Source organism: Novosphingobium sp. G106, assembly GCF_019075875.1.
GTDB lineage: Bacteria > Pseudomonadota > Alphaproteobacteria > Sphingomonadales > Sphingomonadaceae > Novosphingobium.
The window spans coordinates 2,586,047-2,605,456 of the sequence record NZ_JAHOOZ010000001.1; the positions used below are offsets into that span (position 1 = coordinate 2,586,047).

The 19,410-nt window shown below is 61.6% G+C and carries 13 protein-coding genes; 8 read left to right on the forward strand and 5 right to left on the reverse strand.

Annotated elements, in window-relative coordinates:
- The first annotated feature begins 374 nt into the window (after positions 1–374).
- Positions 375–10,361 carry a VCBS domain-containing protein gene (locus KRR38_RS12415; RefSeq protein WP_217401894.1) on the forward strand — a complete coding sequence of 3,329 codons (9,987 nt, stop codon included), beginning with the start codon at positions 375–377 and terminating at the stop codon, positions 10,359–10,361.
- 279 nt (positions 10,362–10,640) lie between these two features.
- Positions 10,641–11,273 (forward strand): tyrosine-type recombinase/integrase, encoded by a 633-nt coding sequence (locus tag KRR38_RS12420; protein ID WP_217401896.1) that lies wholly within the window; start codon positions 10,641–10,643, stop codon positions 11,271–11,273.
- Positions 11,274–11,707: 434 nt separating this feature from the next.
- Here the strand turns inward: KRR38_RS12420 and KRR38_RS12425 are convergent, their stop codons facing one another.
- The gene (locus KRR38_RS12425) at positions 11,708–11,905 is read right to left on the reverse strand and encodes a hypothetical protein (RefSeq protein ID WP_217401898.1); all 198 of its coding nucleotides are present in this window, start codon (positions 11,903–11,905) and stop codon (positions 11,708–11,710) included.
- A gap of 92 nt (positions 11,906–11,997) precedes the next feature.
- Positions 11,998–12,222, reverse strand: a complete 225-nt coding sequence (locus KRR38_RS12430) for a DUF3072 domain-containing protein (RefSeq protein ID WP_217401900.1) — start codon at positions 12,220–12,222, stop codon at positions 11,998–12,000.
- 765 nt (positions 12,223–12,987) lie between these two features.
- On the opposite strand from KRR38_RS12430, the gene KRR38_RS12435 reads away from it, so the two are divergent.
- Entirely contained in the window at positions 12,988–13,134 is a 147-nt protein-coding gene (locus KRR38_RS12435; RefSeq protein ID WP_217401902.1) for a hypothetical protein, read from the forward strand.
- 120 nt (positions 13,135–13,254) lie between these two features.
- On the opposite strand, the gene KRR38_RS12440 is transcribed toward KRR38_RS12435, so the two are convergent.
- On the reverse strand, positions 13,255–14,658 hold the full coding sequence (locus KRR38_RS12440) for an amidase (RefSeq protein WP_217401904.1): 1,404 nt from the start codon (positions 14,656–14,658) through the stop codon (positions 13,255–13,257).
- A 783-nt stretch (positions 14,659–15,441) separates the two neighbouring features.
- Here KRR38_RS12440 and KRR38_RS12445 point away from each other — a divergent pair.
- The 3 genes from KRR38_RS12445 to KRR38_RS12455 all read left to right on the forward strand — a co-directional run bounded on the left by KRR38_RS12445 (position 15,442) and on the right by KRR38_RS12455 (position 17,192).
- Complete coding sequence (locus KRR38_RS12445; protein ID WP_217401906.1) at positions 15,442–16,080, forward strand: YbhB/YbcL family Raf kinase inhibitor-like protein; 639 nt, start codon at positions 15,442–15,444, stop codon at positions 16,078–16,080.
- A gap of 150 nt (positions 16,081–16,230) precedes the next feature.
- Complete coding sequence (locus tag KRR38_RS12450) at positions 16,231–16,656, forward strand: UrcA family protein (protein ID WP_217401908.1); 426 nt, start codon at positions 16,231–16,233, stop codon at positions 16,654–16,656.
- 293 nt (positions 16,657–16,949) lie between these two features.
- Positions 16,950–17,192, forward strand: a complete 243-nt coding sequence (locus KRR38_RS12455; RefSeq protein WP_309141037.1) for a helix-turn-helix domain-containing protein — start codon at positions 16,950–16,952, stop codon at positions 17,190–17,192.
- A gap of 69 nt (positions 17,193–17,261) precedes the next feature.
- On the opposite strand, the gene KRR38_RS12460 is transcribed toward KRR38_RS12455, so the two are convergent.
- Positions 17,262–17,825: a GNAT family N-acetyltransferase gene (locus tag KRR38_RS12460; RefSeq protein WP_217401910.1), complete on the reverse strand. Its 564-nt coding sequence runs from the start codon at positions 17,823–17,825 to the stop codon at positions 17,262–17,264.
- A gap of 445 nt (positions 17,826–18,270) precedes the next feature.
- Between KRR38_RS12460 and KRR38_RS12465 the strand changes: the two genes are divergently transcribed.
- Positions 18,271–18,534 carry a hypothetical protein gene (locus tag KRR38_RS12465; RefSeq protein ID WP_254514773.1) on the forward strand — a complete coding sequence of 88 codons (264 nt, stop codon included), beginning with the start codon at positions 18,271–18,273 and terminating at the stop codon, positions 18,532–18,534.
- 45 nt (positions 18,535–18,579) lie between these two features.
- Here KRR38_RS12465 and KRR38_RS12470 read toward each other — a convergent pair whose 3' ends face one another.
- On the reverse strand, positions 18,580–18,825 hold the full coding sequence (locus KRR38_RS12470; protein WP_217401914.1) for a DUF6894 family protein: 246 nt from the start codon (positions 18,823–18,825) through the stop codon (positions 18,580–18,582).
- A gap of 271 nt (positions 18,826–19,096) precedes the next feature.
- On the opposite strand from KRR38_RS12470, the gene KRR38_RS12475 reads away from it, so the two are divergent.
- On the forward strand, positions 19,097–19,399 hold the full coding sequence (locus tag KRR38_RS12475; protein WP_217401916.1) for a polyhydroxyalkanoic acid system family protein: 303 nt from the start codon (positions 19,097–19,099) through the stop codon (positions 19,397–19,399).
- The last annotated feature ends 11 nt before the right edge of the window (positions 19,400–19,410 follow it).

A 19,410-nucleotide genomic window follows, 5' to 3' on the forward strand; every position in this document is an offset into this window, starting at 1 on the left:
ATCAGCTTGGACTGAAGGCCTCAACAAATGTGCTCCTAACTGTCTCGGTTCGGCACAGTGCGACGAAGCGATTGAGTTAGGACTTGTTGGTCAAAATTAACTAAATTAACAATCGTTTAATCAGGGCGAGTCGCGGGGTGCGGGGGCGCTTAGGATGCCAGGTTGTTAGCTAGCAGCGGCTTGAGCCCTGCTGGAGCCAATCGGTGCCCTTCGTTTCACGCGTCGGCTCGCACTCTGGCGAGAACAAAGTGGGTTTCAGAAAATTTGACGTTGGCTTGCCAACGGTCGGACCCTCTCTGCGTAGTTTCGCGGAGGGATCGGGCGTGGCTGGGGATTGCTGCCAAGGCACTTGGCGAGCGAAAGGGAAATGGCAGATGGCTACAGTTTCAACGGGCGGACCGGCCAAGGACGACACCTATACCTTTCTCGAAGATAGCTCGCTGTTTCTCAGCTATTATAACACGCAGACATATGTTCTCACGCTCGACGTGATTGCTAACGACGGGGGCAACAGCAGCACCATCGTCTACTCGGTAGACGATGGTAACGGAAACCTGACCAAGGCAGATCAAGATCTTGCGGTAAGCGATGTGGGCGGGACGTGGGAGGCGACCGCATCTGGGAATTCGATCCAAATCGTTGATAACAAGGTTCAGTTCAAACTCTCCGGAGGGCGTGACATCAACTCGCTCAGCGCCGGCGAAGTTTTGACTGACCAGTTCGTTTACGCAATCAGACAATCGAACGGAAATATCAGCCAATCGAAGGTGATGATCACGCTCACCGGCACGAACGACGCACCAGTGGTGAAGGCGATCGCACAAACCAATTTGAGCGAGCAGACCAATAACGCGCCGCTGACATCCAACATCGCGATCTCCTTTACCGACGCTGATCTCAATGATGTTGGTCACACAGCAAGCATAACATCATTCTCCAAAAGCGGCGTAACAGCGGGGCTCGGCCTCACCGATGCTCAACTTCAGGCGCTTATCACGCTCAGCTCGGTCACGAAGGCCTCCGGTTCCTCGACGGGCTCACTCAACGCCGCCTTTTCAGCAGGTTCTAGTGCGTTCGATTATTTGGCTGCCGGACAAAAGCTGACGCTGAATTACACCGTGACGATAGACGATCACGATGGCGGTGTCGGCAGTAAGACATTCGCAATTGAGATCACGGGCACCAACGACGCGGCGACTGTGAATGCCATCGCGCAGACCAACTTTATCGAGCAAACTGATAGCACTGCCCTAACCGCGAATATCGGCGTGACCTTCACCGACGTGGACCTCGCGGATGTTGGTCACACAGCAAGCATAACGGGGGTCACCAGGAGTGGCATCACCGGAGGTTTGTTGCTGTCCGACGCTCAGCTGCAAGCCCTCATTACGCCCGGGATCGTCACCAAGGCGGCCGGTTCGTCCGCCGGGTCCGTGAACCTTGCGGTCTCGGCCCCGTCAAATGCCTTCGACTATCTCGCGACCGGCGAAAAGCTCACCCTGACCTACAACGTGGCGATCGATGATCATGACGGTGGTATCGGCTCCAAGTCATTTGTAGTCGAAATCACGGGCACGAACGACGCGCCGATTCTTAATTCGATTGCCCAAACAAACCTCAACGAACCGACCAATACCCTGCCCTTGACGGCGAATATCGGTGTTACGTTCTCAGACGTCGACGTGAATGATGTCGGACACACTGCCAGCATCACCGGTTTCTCGAAGAGCGGCGTGACGACAGGTCTCGCCTTGAACGACGCTCAGTTGCAGTCGTTGATAACCTTGGGAACGGTTACCAAGAATGCAGGATCCACGACTGGGTCAGTGAATGCTGCGTTTTCAGCAGGATCGAGCGCTTTCGATTACTTGGCTGCAGGTCAGAAGCTCACGCTGGTCTACACCGTCACTGTAGACGATCATGATGGTGGAACGAACACCAAGAATTTCGTTATCGAAATCAACGGCACCAACGATGTGCCGGTGATCGGCGGGGTTTCGACCGGCTCGGTCCAAGAGGATGTCGCGGTCTCAAGCGGCAACCTCACGACCGGCGGCATGCTTACCATCAGTGATGTCGACCAAGGCCAATCCTCTTTCGTCCCGCAGACCAACGCGGGCGGCGTTTATGGTCACTTCACTTTGGCATCTAATGGCGCTTGGACCTATGTCGCCAACAATAGCCAAACTGCGATACAGCGGCTTGGGGCGGCCCAGTCGATTACCGACAGTTTCACGGCTTTTTCCAGCGATGGCACCGCCAACCAGACCATCACTATCGTCATTCACGGCACCAACGACGCGGCGGTGATCACCGGCGATACCAGCGGCACGGCCGTCGAGGCCGGCGGGGTCGCCAACGGCACCGCGGGCAGCAACGCCACCGGCGATCTCAACTCGACCGACGTCGACAACCCCGCCGATGCCTGGACGGTGGTTTCGACCGCCACCGCCGGCACCAACGGCTATGGCTCCTACACCATCGACGCCACCGGCCACTGGACCTATGCGGTCGACAACGCCAACGCCGCGGTGCAGGCGCTCAACGCCGGCGACACGCTGACCGATACCTTCTCGGTCACCACCGTCGACGGGACCGCGCAGCTCGTCACCGTGACCATCGATGGCACCAACGACGCGGCGGTGATCACCGGCGATACCAGCGGCACGGCCGTCGAGGCCGGCGGGGTCGCCAACGGCACCGCGGGCAGCAACGCCACCGGCGATCTCAACTCGACCGACGTCGACAACCCCGCCGATGCCTGGACGGTGGTTTCGACCGCCACCGCCGGCACCAACGGCTATGGCTCCTACACCATCGACGCCACCGGCCACTGGACCTATGCGGTCGACAACGCCAACGCCGCGGTGCAGGCGCTCAACGCCGGCGACACGCTGACCGATACCTTCTCGGTCACCACCGTCGACGGGACCGCGCAGCTCGTCACCGTGACCATCGATGGCACCAACGACGCGGCGGTGATCACCGGCGATACCAGCGGCACGGCCGTCGAGGCCGGCGGGGTCGCCAACGGCACCGCGGGCAGCAACGCCACCGGCGATCTCAACTCGACCGACGTCGACAACCCCGCCGATGCCTGGACGGTGGTTTCGACCGCCACCGCCGGCACCAACGGCTATGGCTCCTACACCATCGACGCCACCGGCCACTGGACCTATGCGGTCGACAACGCCAACGCCGCGGTGCAGGCGCTCAACGCCGGCGACACGCTGACCGATACCTTCTCGGTCACCACCGTCGACGGGACCGCGCAGCTCGTCACCGTGACCATCGATGGCACCAACGACGCGGCGGTGATCACCGGCGATACCAGCGGCACGGCCGTCGAGGCCGGCGGGGTCGCCAACGGCACCGCGGGCAGCAACGCCACCGGCGATCTCAACTCGACCGACGTCGACAACCCCGCCGATGCCTGGACGGTGGTTTCGACCGCCACCGCCGGCACCAACGGCTATGGCTCCTACACCATCGACGCCACCGGCCACTGGACCTATGCGGTCGACAACGCCAACGCCGCGGTGCAGGCGCTCAACGCCGGCGACACGCTGACCGATACCTTCTCGGTCACCACCGTCGACGGGACCGCGCAGCTCGTCACCGTGACCATCGATGGCACCAACGACGCGGCGGTGATCACCGGCGATACCAGCGGCACGGCCGTCGAGGCCGGCGGGGTCGCCAACGGCACCGCGGGCAGCAACGCCACCGGCGATCTCAACTCGACCGACGTCGACAACCCCGCCGATGCCTGGACGGTGGTTTCGACCGCCACCGCCGGCACCAACGGCTATGGCTCCTACACCATCGACGCCACCGGCCACTGGACCTATGCGGTCGACAACGCCAACGCCGCGGTGCAGGCGCTCAACGCCGGCGACACGCTGACCGATACCTTCTCGGTCACCACCGTCGACGGGACCGCGCAGCTCGTCACCGTGACCATCGATGGCACCAACGACGCGGCGGTGATCACCGGCGATACCAGCGGCACGGCCGTCGAGGCCGGCGGGGTCGCCAACGGCACCGCGGGCAGCAACGCCACCGGCGATCTCAACTCGACCGACGTCGACAACCCCGCCGATGCCTGGACGGTGGTTTCGACCGCCACCGCCGGCACCAACGGCTATGGCTCCTACACCATCGACGCCACCGGCCACTGGACCTATGCGGTCGACAACGCCAACGCCGCGGTGCAGGCGCTCAACGCCGGCGACACGCTGACCGATACCTTCTCGGTCACCACCGTCGACGGGACCGCGCAGCTCGTCACCGTGACCATCGATGGCACCAACGACGCGGCGGTGATCACCGGCGATACCAGCGGCACGGCCGTCGAGGCCGGCGGGGTCGCCAACGGCACCGCGGGCAGCAACGCCACCGGCGATCTCAACTCGACCGACGTCGACAACCCCGCCGATGCCTGGACGGTGGTTTCGACCGCCACCGCCGGCACCAACGGCTATGGCTCCTACACCATCGACGCCACCGGCCACTGGACCTATGCGGTCGACAACGCCAACGCCGCGGTCCAGGCGCTCAACGCCGGCGACACGCTGACCGATACCTTCTCGGTCACCACCGTCGACGGGACCGCGCAGCTCGTCACCGTGACCATCGATGGCACCAACGACGCGGCGGTGATCACCGGCGATACCAGCGGCACGGCCGTCGAGGCCGGCGGGGTCGCCAACGGCACCGCGGGCAGCAACGCCACCGGCGATCTCAACTCGACCGACGTCGACAACCCCGCCGATGCCTGGACGGTGGTTTCGACCGCCACCGCCGGCACCAACGGCTATGGCTCCTACACCATCGACGCCACCGGCCACTGGACCTATGCGGTCGACAACGCCAACGCCGCGGTGCAGGCGCTCAACGCCGGCGACACGCTGACCGATACCTTCTCGGTCACCACCGTCGACGGGACCGCGCAGCTCGTCACCGTGACCATCGATGGCACCAACGACGCGGCGGTGATCACCGGCGATACCAGCGGCACGGCCGTCGAGGCCGGCGGGGTCGCCAACGGCACCGCGGGCAGCAACGCCACCGGCGATCTCAACTCGACCGACGTCGACAACCCCGCCGATGCCTGGACGGTGGTTTCGACCGCCACCGCCGGCACCAACGGCTATGGCTCCTACACCATCGACGCCACCGGCCACTGGACCTATGCGGTCGACAACGCCAACGCCGCGGTGCAGGCGCTCAACGCCGGCGACACGCTGACCGATACCTTCTCGGTCACCACCGTCGACGGGACCGCGCAGCTCGTCACCGTGACCATCGATGGCACCAACGACGCGGCGGTGATCACCGGCGATACCAGCGGCACGGCCGTCGAGGCCGGCGGGGTCGCCAACGGCACCGCGGGCAGCAACGCCACCGGCGATCTCAACTCGACCGACGTCGACAACCCCGCCGATGCCTGGACGGTGGTTTCGACCGCCACCGCCGGCACCAACGGCTATGGCTCCTACACCATCGACGCCACCGGCCACTGGACCTATGCGGTCGACAACGCCAACGCCGCGGTGCAGGCGCTCAACGCCGGCGACACGCTGACCGATACCTTCTCGGTCACCACCGTCGACGGGACCGCGCAGCTCGTCACCGTGACCATCGATGGCACCAACGACGCGGCGGTGATCACCGGCGATACCAGCGGCACGGCCGTCGAGGCCGGCGGGGTCGCCAACGGCACCGCGGGCAGCAACGCCACCGGCGATCTCAACTCGACCGACGTCGACAACCCCGCCGATGCCTGGACGGTGGTTTCGACCGCCACCGCCGGCACCAACGGCTATGGCTCCTACACCATCGACGCCACCGGCCACTGGACCTATGCGGTCGACAACGCCAACGCCGCGGTGCAGGCGCTCAACGCCGGCGACACGCTGACCGATACCTTCTCGGTCACCACCGTCGACGGGACCGCGCAGCTCGTCACCGTGACCATCGATGGCACCAACGACGCGGCGGTGATCACCGGCGATACCAGCGGCACGGCCGTCGAGGCCGGCGGGGTCGCCAACGGCACCGCGGGCAGCAACGCCACCGGCGATCTCAACTCGACCGACGTCGACAACCCCGCCGATGCCTGGACGGTGGTTTCGACCGCCACCGCCGGCACCAACGGCTATGGCTCCTACACCATCGACGCCACCGGCCACTGGACCTATGCGGTCGACAACGCCAACGCCGCGGTGCAGGCGCTCAACGCCGGCGACACGCTGACCGATACCTTCTCGGTCACCACCGTCGACGGGACCGCGCAGCTCGTCACCGTGACCATCGATGGCACCAACGACGCGGCGGTGATCACCGGCGATACCAGCGGCACGGCCGTCGAGGCCGGCGGGGTCGCCAACGGCACCGCGGGCAGCAACGCCACCGGCGATCTCAACTCGACCGACGTCGACAACCCCGCCGATGCCTGGACGGTGGTTTCGACCGCCACCGCCGGCACCAACGGCTATGGCTCCTACACCATCGACGCCACCGGCCACTGGACCTATGCGGTCGACAACGCCAACGCCGCGGTGCAGGCGCTCAACGCCGGCGACACGCTGACCGATACCTTCTCGGTCACCACCGTCGACGGGACCGCGCAGCTCGTCACCGTGACCATCGATGGCACCAACGACGCGGCGGTGATCACCGGCGATACCAGCGGCACGGCCGTCGAGGCCGGCGGGGTCGCCAACGGCACCGCGGGCAGCAACGCCACCGGCGATCTCAACTCGACCGACGTCGACAACCCCGCCGATGCCTGGACGGTGGTTTCGACCGCCACCGCCGGCACCAACGGCTATGGCTCCTACACCATCGACGCCACCGGCCACTGGACCTATGCGGTCGACAACGCCAACGCCGCGGTGCAGGCGCTCAACGCCGGCGACACGCTGACCGATACCTTCTCGGTCACCACCGTCGACGGGACCGCGCAGCTCGTCACCGTGACCATCGATGGCACCAACGACGCGGCGGTGATCACCGGCGATACCAGCGGCACGGCCGTCGAGGCCGGCGGGGTCGCCAACGGCACCGCGGGCAGCAACGCCACCGGCGATCTCAACTCGACCGACGTCGACAACCCCGCCGATGCCTGGACGGTGGTTTCGACCGCCACCGCCGGCACCAACGGCTATGGCTCCTACACCATCGACGCCACCGGCCACTGGACCTATGCGGTCGACAACGCCAACGCCGCGGTCCAGGCGCTCAACTCAGGGCAGACGCTGACCGACACCTTCGCGGTCACGACCATCGACGGCACCAGCAAAACGGTTAGCGTCATTATTAACGGCGCAAATGATGCTGCCGTCATATCAGGTAGTTCCGCAGGCTCGGTGATCGAAGCGGGCGGCATCGGGAACGCCTCACCCGGCACGCCGACGGCCACCGGTACGCTGACAGACACCGACGTCGACAACACGCCCAATACCTTCACTGCTGTCGCAGCTGGAGCTGCAACGCTAGGTGGATACGGCACCTACCAGATGAACGCCGGAGGGACCTGGACCTACACGCTCAACAACAACAATGGCACGGTCCAGGCGCTCAACTCAGGGCAGACGCTGACCGACACCTTCGCGGTCACGACCATCGACGGCACCAACAAAACGGTTAGCGTCATTATTAACGGCGCAAATGATGCTGCCGTCATATCAGGTAGTTCCGCAGGCTCGGTGATCGAAGCGGGCGGCATCGGGAACGCCTCACCCGGCACACCGACGGCCACCGGTACGCTGACAGACACCGACGTCGACAACACGCCCAATACCTTCACTGCTGTCGCAGCTGGAGCTGCAACGCTAGGTGGATACGGCACCTACCAGATGAACGCCGGAGGGACCTGGACCTACACGCTCAACAACAACAATGGCACGGTCCAGGCGCTCAACTCAGGGCAGACGCTGACCGACACCTTCGCGGTCACGACCATCGACGGCACCAACAAAACGGTTAGCGTCATTATCAACGGCGCAAATGATGCAGCCGTCATATCGGGTGCCGCTACAGCTAATCTCACGGAGAGCAACGCGATCCAGTCCACCAGCGGCACACTTAACGTTACCGATGTAGACAGTTCGGCTACCTTCGTGCCTCAAACAAACGCGACAGGCAACAACGGTTACGGCAAGTTCAGCATCAACTCTGCCGGCGCTTGGACTTATACGATGAATACAGCCCATGACGAGTTCGCGGGCGGCACCACCTACACAGACTCTATAACGGTCGCGACCGCAGACGGCACGACGAAGGTCCTAACCGTGAATATCTTGGGAACGATCGACGCTGTTGCGACGGTCACGTCGCTTAGCTCCGATACCGGGGCTTCCGCGAGCGATTTTGTAACGACCTCGACCTCGCAGACGGTCAGTGGGAATTACACAGGAGCTCTTCAAACGGGCGAGAAAATCCAGGTAAGCGCCAATGGCACCACGTGGATCGATGCGGTAGCAAATGGGGTAAGCTGGTCAGCCAGTGGCGTCACGTTGTCACCAGGAACGGGTACATTGTCGGTGCGCACGATCGATGCCGCCAACAATACCATCGCAGGCACGGGGCATAGTTACACTCTTGATAATTCCGCGCCGCAATTTCTCGACAATCTCAGTTCCAGCGGGGCCGCAGGCAACCAATTCGCATTTGTTATGACGAAGTCTGGCAACAACTTCACCTTCAGGGTGACTGGCTCTGATAATGTTGGCATCAGTTCCGTTAATATTTTCAATCAAACCACCGGCACATCTCTGGGATCCGCTTCCTTAAGCGGAGGAGTATACTCCCTTACGGTCGGCAACATTGTCAACAATGGTCAGACCTTTATCGCGACAATCGTTGATGCCGCAGGAAACACCGCCACCAAGAGCGGAACAGTGTCCTCAAATTCCTTCGCCATTGCTCCGGCTGGCATCGCTGGCTCACCAATCAACCTCGGGCTTCAGATCGACGAACATACTGGCCAGTCCGTCACGATAACGATCGCCAATCTTGCGGCGGATTGGATACTGAACGGCGGCATACACAACGCCGACAGCACCTGGACGATCGTCACCACGGATCCGTCCGCGGTGACAGTCACTACGCCAGCAACATTCGCAGGCGCCGAACTGCTGGAGGTCACTATGACCTGGACCGACGCTCAGGGAGTCCTTCAAACAGCCTTTGTGGCGGACAATGTCGAGGCCTATGCCCCAGGGAACCCGATCTTCGCGCTGTCCGGAGACGACAATCTGACCGGCTCTGTCGGAGCAGACCTGTTCGTTATCGCACAGCCAATCGGAACCGATAGGCTCTTCACGTTCGATGCCGCCCAAGACAGGATCGATCTCGTCGCCTTCGCGGGATTCGCCAGCTTCGCTGACGTTGCGGTCCACCTCGCCAATGACAGTGCCGGGAATGCCGTGCTCGAGCTCGGTAATGGTCAACGCATTGTATTTGAGGGTGTCGATGCGGCCGCACTCGGTGCGGAGAACTTCATCTTCAATGAACTGCCGGCAGTCACCAACGCAGGTACGATCGCTATCGGCGACGGAGCAAGCCTACCTCTGAGTGGGTTGATCGAGAACAGCGGGACAATCGCCCTCCAATCCAGCGGCGCAGGAGCTCGGCTCGAGCTGATCCAGCACGGCATTACGCTGCTGGGCGGTGGCCACGTCACGCTTTCCGACCATTCTGGGAACGTCATTGCCGGGACACTCGACAGCGTGACCCTGAACAACGTCGACAATACAATCTCCGGCGCGGGCGAGATCGGTGTCCTCACCCTCAGCAATGCGGGTGCGATCGTCGCCGATGGATCGCATGCGCTGGTCATCGACACCGGTGCTCATACGATCGTCAACTCCGGCACCTTGAGTGCTATCGGTGCGGGCGGACTCGCCATAGGCAGCAGTGTCGAGAACAGCGGCGTTATCGCCATCGACAACAGCAGTTTGGCACTGACCGGATCGTTGACTGGACACGGCACGCTATCGCTCGACGGCCATGCAGTAGCAAACATTACGGGTACCGTTACCAACGCCATCACGCTCGCCGCCGATGCCGAGGTTTTGCTCGGTTTCGGCGACGCGGGACACATAACCGGTTCGATCACAGGCTTCGACCATAACGACGAGATCGACTTCCTTAATCTTGATTTCAATGAGGGAAGCTCGGTCACCTATCTTTCCAATGCAGAGGGTACCGGTGGCGAGCTGCATATCAGCAATGGAACCCAAACAGCCGACTTGGTCTTTTCCGGCAGTTACGACGCCAGCCTCTTCCATCTCGCGGCGGACACCGATGGTAGCCTGCTTCTGCTATATGGCAACCAAGTCGCGCTCGGCTGAAGCAGCAGCCGCGTAGACGACCTCTCGTCATTTTGATGACGAGGGGTCGTCTAGATTATCTCGGTCCGCCATCTAGCAAACTTCTGGGTGCCATTAACGCCGGCACTTCGATGACTTTAATCTCGCACAGTGGGGATAAATTTCCGTTTGGTTTCAAGGATTGCAAAATCACCCTCGAACGGCGGCATCTCGGCGGCGGGTCCGACAGGCGAATGATGCCCTACTCGAAATCGATTGCAGCATTCTGTGATCGGCCATTCCGGCCATCGGAGATATGCCATGGGACATTCAGACCTTGACCCCGCCGTGCACGATCGGCGTCCTTGGAATGCTGGAAAGAATCTTGGGCCCAAGCGCCCACTGAAACCTAGAGATATCTGGGCAATCCGGTTCTATCTCGACGAACATCGTCGGCTTCGCGACCGGGCCCTGTTTGATTTGGCGATCGACAGCAAACTTCGTGGCTGCGACTTGGTCAAAATCAAGATCGGCGATGTTGTGAGTGGCGGAAGCATTCGAACGCGCTCGACCATCATCCAGCAAAAGACTGGCAGACCTGTGCAGTTCGAAATCATGACGGAAGCTCGGAAGAGCCTTACCGCATGGCTCGCTCGGCGTCGCGGCACCATCTTTGCCTTACTATTCCCTAGCCGTGTGGATTACCTGGGTCATCTGAGCACAAGGCAATATGCCCGGTTCGTAGATGAGTGGGTTTCGACGGTTGGCTTGGATCGCTACGAGTACGGCACGCACTCGCTGCGCCGAACGAAAGCTTCCCTGATCTACAAAGCGACCGGAAATCTGCGAGCCGTGCAAATACTACTCGGCCACACCAATATCGAAAACACGGTTAGATATCTTGGAGTGGATATCGACGACGCACTGACCTTGTCCGAGAGAACGGACATCTGAACGATCGCCGGCTCTCCGTTCCAAACGGAGAGCCGGTACAGGCCCATGAACGATCGGCAGCTGTCAGGGATCCAATTTGGACCGCAGAAGGACCGCTACGTCGGCGGCAGCTGCCAGAAGCCCCTAACAGAAGGCAAATTCAATTCCTGAGCAGCGGATGCTTCAGAGAACGACAGCGCCAACCGGCATTATCGACCGCGCGGAGGCGATCTGCCTCAGCCGCCAGCCTCTGCCCTCTCTCAAGACCAGTTGCCTCTGCAGCCATCTCATCAAGCCGCTTGGCGCGTGCCTCACGTTCGGTCATCCTCAGAGTAATGCACAAGTTTATCCACAAGTCGAGAACTTGCAGCGCGCCGTCACACAGTGATCGCTTGGCCTGAATTCTCCGCAATTATCACGCGGTCGCAATGCGAGAGAATTCGCCGCCCCGCAGGCTAAGTTGATCGAGTACCCAGAATATCGTCGTTCGCGTTCGCGGGATGACCCCGCAACCGTGCGATCGCGGCGTCGAGCGCGGGCGGATCCCAACCGAGAATTCCCGCGAGCGCATTGAGCTGATCGAGAGACAGGCCGCGCTGCCGGGCAAATCTCTTGAGCTTGCCTGGCGTCCCGTTGTTGGTTCTGCGAAGCATGGTGTGTTCCTCCCTCGCTGAGTCTCTAGAGTTTTTGAAGGCGGCCCGTACCTTGCGGACAAGGCGGCCTTTGACCAGATCCCGCGTGAGCGTCAGCGCCCGAGCTTCGCCTTAAGCTCGTCAATCATCTTCGACGCTTCCGCCTTGCTGATGGCACTGGAAGGCGGCTCGACCTCTGCTTCCTCACACAGCGTGGTGAGGTAAGACGCCTGCGCACCGGTGATGGGATCGTCACCGGACACCCACTCGTCCGGGTCTTTCTCGGTATTGGAGCCGGGGTGCTCGTCCAGTTTCGGGTTGTGCAGTTGATCGGTCACTGCGCTTTCCTTTCAAGTTCTCTGTTCGTTCTTAGAACGGCATAGTGTTAGAAGCGTTCCCAGTGCTTGATTTTCAATGCCAGGCGCTACGTAGCGCGAAGGAGCGGCGGAATGTGATAATCGCTATACCATTCCCGGTAACTCACCCTGGCGCGCTTGCGTCATGATTGGATGGATGGTTTCGAGGATCCGATCCGAGTCCTGGGACGGCGACTACGTCGGCGATTAACGCTGGAGGTCGCCGCCCGCGACCATGGCGCTCGGTTGAATATCTGCACAGATGAGGATTTTCAGCGCTGGCGGCGTCATTTCAGAGCTGGCGCCCTGAAGCCGGCATCACTTTCGACATGCCTTGACCTTACCCCCGCTACGGCGGGGGTTTTCTTGGTTCGCCATCGTCCAGCACCGTTGGCAGTTCCAAGCGGGAGGAACATCCTGAACTTGGCCCCTCTTCGGCGATTTTCTCCGCGACCGGGATCCTCTCAATTCGTGTCGGCGTTATCAGTTGTGCGGCATAGGTGAGCTAATGACTTTCATCACGGGTCAGACCGTCCGGATCATCGAACACAATCGGTTGGCGCGCATCGTTCGCGTGGATGGAGCTCGGGCGCTCTGCAGGTGTGTGGCAACACGCTCGGAAGCGTGGTTTGCTACAACCGACCTCAGGCCAGAACAACCTGGTACAAACGAGCGATAGCTCGACAGCTGTCAGCGACACTATCGCGTAGCGTCGAAGCGTGTATGCCCGTCTTCACAGGAGAAAACATGAACCAGCGCAGGCGATTGAGCTTACAAGAACGGGACGAAGCTGCCGCCGAGGCGCTCACCCAGAACCCAGGCCGGCGCGTTCACGTCCAAGAATGGACAGACCCCGACGGTAAAGCGATCATCGTCATGATCCAGGAGCAGTAGCTTCAGCCGACGAATATCGACGCTGGCGCCAATCCAACTGCAGGTCGTACGGGCTTCGATAGTTTGGGCAGCTTGTCAGCGGATGTCATCTTTGCCCACAACAATACGGCTCGGCAAAATTTACGCTGCATTGAGAAGCGGGTGGCGCAAGTGAAACTCGGTCGCCTCCTGGAATGCCACTCCGGCGCGTATGAGGGTTGCCTCGGCAAGCCAGGGACCAGCGAGTTGTATGCCGAGTGGCAGGCCGGACGGACCGAAACCCGCCGGAAGGCTGATCGTCGGCGAGCCGGATAGGTTGAACGGCGTCGTGAAGCGCATGAGGTCCATGTCCATGGGCGCCCTGCCCTGTGCCATCGGCTCCATGGCTTCCCATGTCGGCAGCGGCTTGCCGAGGCCGGGGATCAACAGCACATCGAGCTCGCCGAATAGTGCGCGCAGCCTACCGCGATAACGCTCGCGCAGCATATGACCGCGCGCCACATCTACACCACGAACCTGCGCCACCGCCTCCAGTGTGCCACGCAGCCACGCACCGTAGCGGTCAGCTTGCGCCGGAAAATACGCCTCGTGGGCCAGGGCCAGCTCCGCGCCGAATAGTGTCCGACTATCCGCCATCTCATCGTCGTTCCACGGGAACGTCACTTCACGTACCTTCATGCCCCACCGTTCGAGCGTGGTGCGGGCATGCTCCAGCGAGGCGACAATCTCGGGCGCCATTCCGCGGGCGGCGAAATTCCAATCGATACCCAGTGTCAGACCATTCACACCGCCATCCATCTGCGCCAGATAGTCGGGCACGGGCTCGCGAAGTGTAGTCGTGTCCTTGGGATCCCAGCCTGCAATCGCCTGCAGTATTGCCGCGGCATCCGCTGCCGACCGTGCCATCGGACCCAAGTGATCGAGACTTTCGGCAATGTGGATCAGCCCGTGCCGGCTGACCCTGCCCCAGGTCGGCTTGATGCCTGTGAGATTGTTGGCTGCGGAGGGCATGCGGATCGAGCCGCCCGTGTCGGAGCCGATCGCGCCGAAGCAGAATCCCGCCGCCACCGCCACGCCCGAACCGCTAGACGATACGCCGGTCCAGTGCTCGGCGCTCCAGGGGTTCACCGGCCGCGCGAAAACAGGGTGATGATTGAACGTGGCGCCTTCGGTCATGTGAAGCTTGGCGATGATCACCGCGCCCGCGTGCTTTAGCCGTGCAACGACCGTGGCATCTTCTTCGGGTCGGAAATCGCGCAGCAATTCCATCCCGCCCGTCGTTGGCAGGCCCTTGGTCCAGAGCAGGTCCTTGATGCCAATCGGAATGCCGTGCAGTGCCCCGCGCCAGTGACCACCGGCGATCTCAGCATCGGCCTGTCTGGCCTGCTCCATCGCTTCGTCCGCGAGGACCATCAGCGTGCTGTGCAAGATGGGGTCATAGCCATCGATGCGGCTCAGCAGCTCCGCTGTGACCGCTGCCGAACTCACTTCACCGCGGCGAATTCGATCGGACACCGAGAGCAGGCTTTCGTAGTGTATTTCCATGATCTCTCCCGCGGGCCCGACAGATCCAACAATCTAGGTACGGAGATCGACAAAACACCATTTGAAATTTGACGGCAGCGACTGCGGATCTTGCGAGACTATCGTCGAATGCCAGTCACAGGCGGCAATCTAGGCGGGTTTTGTCGGAGAGCTTGTCGCTCACTCGCCCTTAAGTATGGGTCGAACTGGCACATAAAATCGGTTTGGTGCCAAGTGCTTGAAGGCGCATAGTCTGAGCGCGGCGAGGAGTCGCCGCGCTGCGGGATCTCTCCCTCAGCCTGCAGCGAGCTGGAGAGGACTGGGCGGCAATGCCGCCCAGTCTTTCTAAGAGGCAGCGCTAACAGACAAGTGAAGCGCGCGCGCTCTTCAACGGTCGTTTTTTGACGAAACGATTGCCGGACACTGCTTCAATCTCGTAGGTTGCCAAGGACCGGGTAATCGACTTGACGCCAACAGCGGCTCAGCAGATCGGCATCGACAAGATAGATGGCGTAGGAACGGTGGTGGTCGCGCCGATATTGGCACCTAGCGGCTCATCTTCCTCGAATCAGTAGGACCTAGTCGGCGGTCGCCAGAAAGCTGTCAGCGGAATGACCCTCACAGCGCGCGAGCAAGTCAATTCAGCCAGTGACCGAGCTATCCAATGGCATCTTAGTAACGGTGTAACAGGGTAGAAGAGCTCCCGTAATAGGTGAACGGGATCGATGCGGTTCACCAGGACGACCGTCCGGGAGCCAAGCCAGCTTTCGCGACTTGTGCCTATATCGTCGGAGGAAAACCGGTATGCTCGAACATCTGCCCCGCTGGCTAGGCTCGCTACTGAAGTCGGTACGGGCCGGCCATGCCAAACTCACCATTGTTGAGGAAAACATTGCTCCGGGGGAGCTTACCCTTGAGCTGTCGAGCCCGGCCTTCGCGAGCGGTGCACGCCTTCCCGTGCGCTTCACGGCCGACGGCGAAGGCTTGTCGCCCCCTCTTGTCTGGCACGGCGCGCCTGAAGGCACGGCGGCTCTTGCGCTCCTGGTCGAAGATGCTGACGCGCCGCTGCCGAGCCCGCTGGTCCACGCCTTGGTCTGGAACCTGCCGGTGGACAGCACAGGGCTTGCCGAGGGCGCGATTGTCGCCGATGGTCCCGAGGGCGAGGCGCGTGCCGACGGCAGCAACGTGGGACGCAACAGCTTCATGTTCGAAGGCTGGCTTCCGCCTGACCCGCCACCGGGGCACGGTGCCCATGACTACGTTTTCCAACTCTTCGCGCTGTCGGAACGGGTCGACGTCCTCAGCAATCCCGGCCGCTCTGAGTTTGCACGCGCCATCAAAGGCCGTGTGCTCGCCGCTGGCTTGCTCGTCGGCACTTATTCGCGCGGCGAGCCGTCCTCCGAAGGTAAGATCGGCGCAATGGTGCGACCCGCAAACGCTTGAACTGTGTAAATTCACTGGTCAATGGCCGCAAAGTCGTGGTCGCATGGCAACGGCATCCCCGAACCTTGGGAACCAGTCGTACAATCCAATGGAAACCAACGACCGTGAAGTCCGTTGTCCCTATCGCCGGGGGCAACCCTAGAGGTCAAAATGACGAAGAGGATGTTATTGGCAGGCATCGCGCTCGCAGTTTCGGGCGTCGCCTTTCCCGCAATCGCTTCTGCTCAGGCCGCGCCTGAAGAAATCGTGGTCACGGGCAATTATGGAAGGGTGAGCGACAGTATCCGCACTCTTTCCCAGTCAGTCAGCTATGCAGATCTCGATCTCAGCACCAAGGCCGGCCGCGACGAGATGCAGCATCGGTTGAAGCTCACCGCGCGGTTCCTCTGCGACAAGCTCGGCGAGAACTCTGCTGGAGACTCCCTCGCGCCATCTTGCCGGGATGCCGCCGTTCAGGATGCGAACAAGCGCCTCGGCACGATCGAAGCCTCGTTCGCGCCGCGCGGTACGACCTGGGTCGCGCCGCCGGCATGGCCGGCGCCTTACCCAGTCGATTGGCGCACGCGATATCCGTAAACTAACCATTGCGGGATCGTCGTCACGCCGCCCCACGCACGTAACTGCGGGGCGGCGGACTATCATAGCCGCAATCGATTTCTTGCGTCCTGACGGGGAATATCCGCTCCGCCCACGCTTCATTCCTCACCGACCGGATAGCGGGAACTCAGGAGATCATTTGCCGTTAGGGCTTCGACCGCAGGCGCTATCCCTCAGCGAGGCGGTCTGCCGATGCATCCCGGTCTGTGCCAATGGCATGGTCGACCGTCATGCATCGGCACCGGGCAGTATCAAGTCAGGGAAAACGCAGCGTGAGAGCAACAGATTTCGGATCGCGATTAACCGACCGGGAGCTTCAGATTCTTGAAGCGATCGCAGATGGGTGGTCGGCCAAAGAGACCGCGCGGATTCTGGGGATCACGCCGCGCACCGTCGAATGCCACATCGATGCCGTTCGTATGAAGCTTCGGGCGCGAAACCGAACGCATGCCATCGCAATCGCTTTGGCCCGCGAGTTGCTGCCATCTCGTATCCTGCATCGAGCGGCGGCATGACCTTGCGCGTCGGAGCCTGGTTGGCTCGCGATGTTAGAGATTCCGATCGACGCAAGCGTCCGCGGCGCGTTACGGATTTGTCCATCGCGACTCCGCACGGCCGTTGTCCCCAAGATCGATCGACGCAGTGAGATCGAATGTGAAGGTCTGCGACGCACGTTTCCCCGAACTAGCCGTGGCAAGACGAGATCTGACCTCGCTCGTCGGCGAAAATCCTACTTTCTCCAGGACATGAGCCGAGGACTTGTCGCCGGGAATATGGCTGGCAATTACGCGCTGGTGGCCCAGAGTGCGGGCCATGCTCAGCACGGCGCTTATTGCTTCGCTCGCGTACCCATGGCCGTGGTGCGCCTTGATGATCCAGTACCCCAGCCCGATTTCGTCGCCATCGCGGCCGAGGCCGATCCCGCCGATGAGCTCTCCGCCGTTTATCTTCGGCAAGGTGATGAAGAAGTGCGGGAGGCGCTTGTCGCTCGGCCTTTCGATGAAGCGCTGGGCATCTTCTGCCGTCAGCGGCCAAGGCAGACCGCTCGCATTGGCTGCAAGCGGAGCCTCGTTGATGAGGGTCAGCATTTCCTGCCGATCTTCAGGCCAGCAAGGTCTCAGGAACAAACGTGCGGTGCGAATGAACATTGCGCAGGCTCCCCTCCCCGGCCCGACTCTGCAACGCGGGCCGTTTACACCTGCCTGAGTTCTCGAGCCATTCGCGACCCATCAATCAAGCGAGGCCAAGAGGAAAACAGGCACCTCGATAATGCCAGCAATCGGACGCCCGTAAAGCCTCTTATGCAGGGCATCTAGCAGACCGGGAACTCGCGGGCTGGGTCTACCGTATCGGTCAAATTTCGATCCGTATCAGGCCCCCCCATCGGCGAACGCCTTGCGCACGGATGTGCGCTGCATGAGACGATCATAGGAACGCCCCAACCGGTCGGACGCGTCGCGAACCCCAGTGAAACAATCCCTCGCAGGTGAAAATATGTGGACCAATTCTCCGCGCTTCGATGGCCGCGCAGCTGGAACGCTGTCCCTTTCCGCCGAGATGAGGATGCAGCCTCCCATCGAATGGAGACCTGCCTTGACGGACGGTGAGACCAAGGTCGTGATTTCCCAGCTGTCACGCCGGGTTACACTCGAGGGCGTGACCGTCGACGTCCAGATTTATAGGTTCGAGGACGAGGATGAATGGGTGCTGGTCGTCGCCAACGAGAGCGGCAGTTCCAAGGTCTGGGACGAGGTATTTCCAAGCGACATAGAAGCCATGGCGGCTTTCCAAATCGTCGTCGCAGAAGAAGGCCTGTCCGCCTTCCTCGAACAAGGAAACTCAGGAACGCTGCACTAGGCTCTCTTACCGCTCGCCGCTAGCCGGGCGAGCCCGGCGGCAGGTCTATTGAAAAGCGGCCACGGGCCCGCCGAGCTCCAGGGCAGACGCGCGCAGGACGAAAAGCGGCATGCCCGCCTTGCTCACACTGATCCTCCAGTCCCGTGCCGACCAGAACTCGTCGGTCCCATTGCTGATCATGTCGCCGAAAATGCGGGTCAGTTCCTTTTTGGCCGCCGCAACGCTCGGCAGCTCCATTTCATACTTGTGAGGTGCCTTGCCGTCGTCGATCGTGATGCTGAAGATTTCCATGGCCGGTCAATGCGGCACATGGGATTTGGTTTCCAGCAGCGGTCGCCCATCGCCGGGCCGCGACGTGGCAATTGAGCGCCAAAAGTCCGGAGCGCTGCAAGGGGCCATCATCGCCTATTCCAGCTCAACGCGGTGGCAAACATGCTGAACGCGTAAGCGTGCCCAAGCGCTTCGCGTTCTCACGCGACGGTTGGAAGCTGCTGCCCACGCTTGCGCTCGGCCCAAGCGGCCCTGAAACGGCACCGATGAGCCCGCGAAACGTTCGACAATTATGCCCGATCCAATTTCCATCGATATCCCACATAGTCTGGGCCGCGACGCGGCCCGCGCGAAGCTCGACCACGGCATCGGCCAGATCGCGGGGGTCATACCGGGGGGCTCGCTGACGTCTCATCGCTGGCAAGGCGATACGCTCTTTTTCGAAATCGAAGCCATGGGTCAACGCGTGGCCGCGCAGATCGAGGTTTTCGAAACGCGGATCCATGCCTTGGTGGACTTGCCGCCCCTTGCCGCCCTATTCGCCGAAAAGATCAAAGGGAAGCTCGCCTCGGTCGGCACAAAACTGCTTCGCTAGACGCCCGGCGC

Coding starts and splice junctions, on each gene's coding strand:
- KRR38_RS12445 (WP_217401906.1), top strand. CDS start 15,442: ATGCTCGAACATCTGCCCCGCTGGCTAGGCTCGCTACTGAAGTCGGTA.
- KRR38_RS12440 (WP_217401904.1), bottom strand. CDS start 14,658: ATGGAAATACACTACGAAAGCCTGCTCTCGGTGTCCGATCGAATTCGC.
- KRR38_RS12475 (WP_217401916.1), top strand. CDS start 19,097: ATGCCCGATCCAATTTCCATCGATATCCCACATAGTCTGGGCCGCGAC.
- KRR38_RS12420 (WP_217401896.1), top strand. CDS start 10,641: ATGGGACATTCAGACCTTGACCCCGCCGTGCACGATCGGCGTCCTTGG.
- KRR38_RS12470 (WP_217401914.1), bottom strand. CDS start 18,825: ATGGAAATCTTCAGCATCACGATCGACGACGGCAAGGCACCTCACAAG.
- KRR38_RS12450 (WP_217401908.1), top strand. CDS start 16,231: ATGACGAAGAGGATGTTATTGGCAGGCATCGCGCTCGCAGTTTCGGGC.
- KRR38_RS12435 (WP_217401902.1), top strand. CDS start 12,988: ATGAACCAGCGCAGGCGATTGAGCTTACAAGAACGGGACGAAGCTGCC.
- KRR38_RS12425 (WP_217401898.1), bottom strand. CDS start 11,905: ATGCTTCGCAGAACCAACAACGGGACGCCAGGCAAGCTCAAGAGATTT.
- KRR38_RS12415 (WP_217401894.1), top strand. CDS start 375: ATGGCTACAGTTTCAACGGGCGGACCGGCCAAGGACGACACCTATACC.
- KRR38_RS12460 (WP_217401910.1), bottom strand. CDS start 17,825: ATGTTCATTCGCACCGCACGTTTGTTCCTGAGACCTTGCTGGCCTGAA.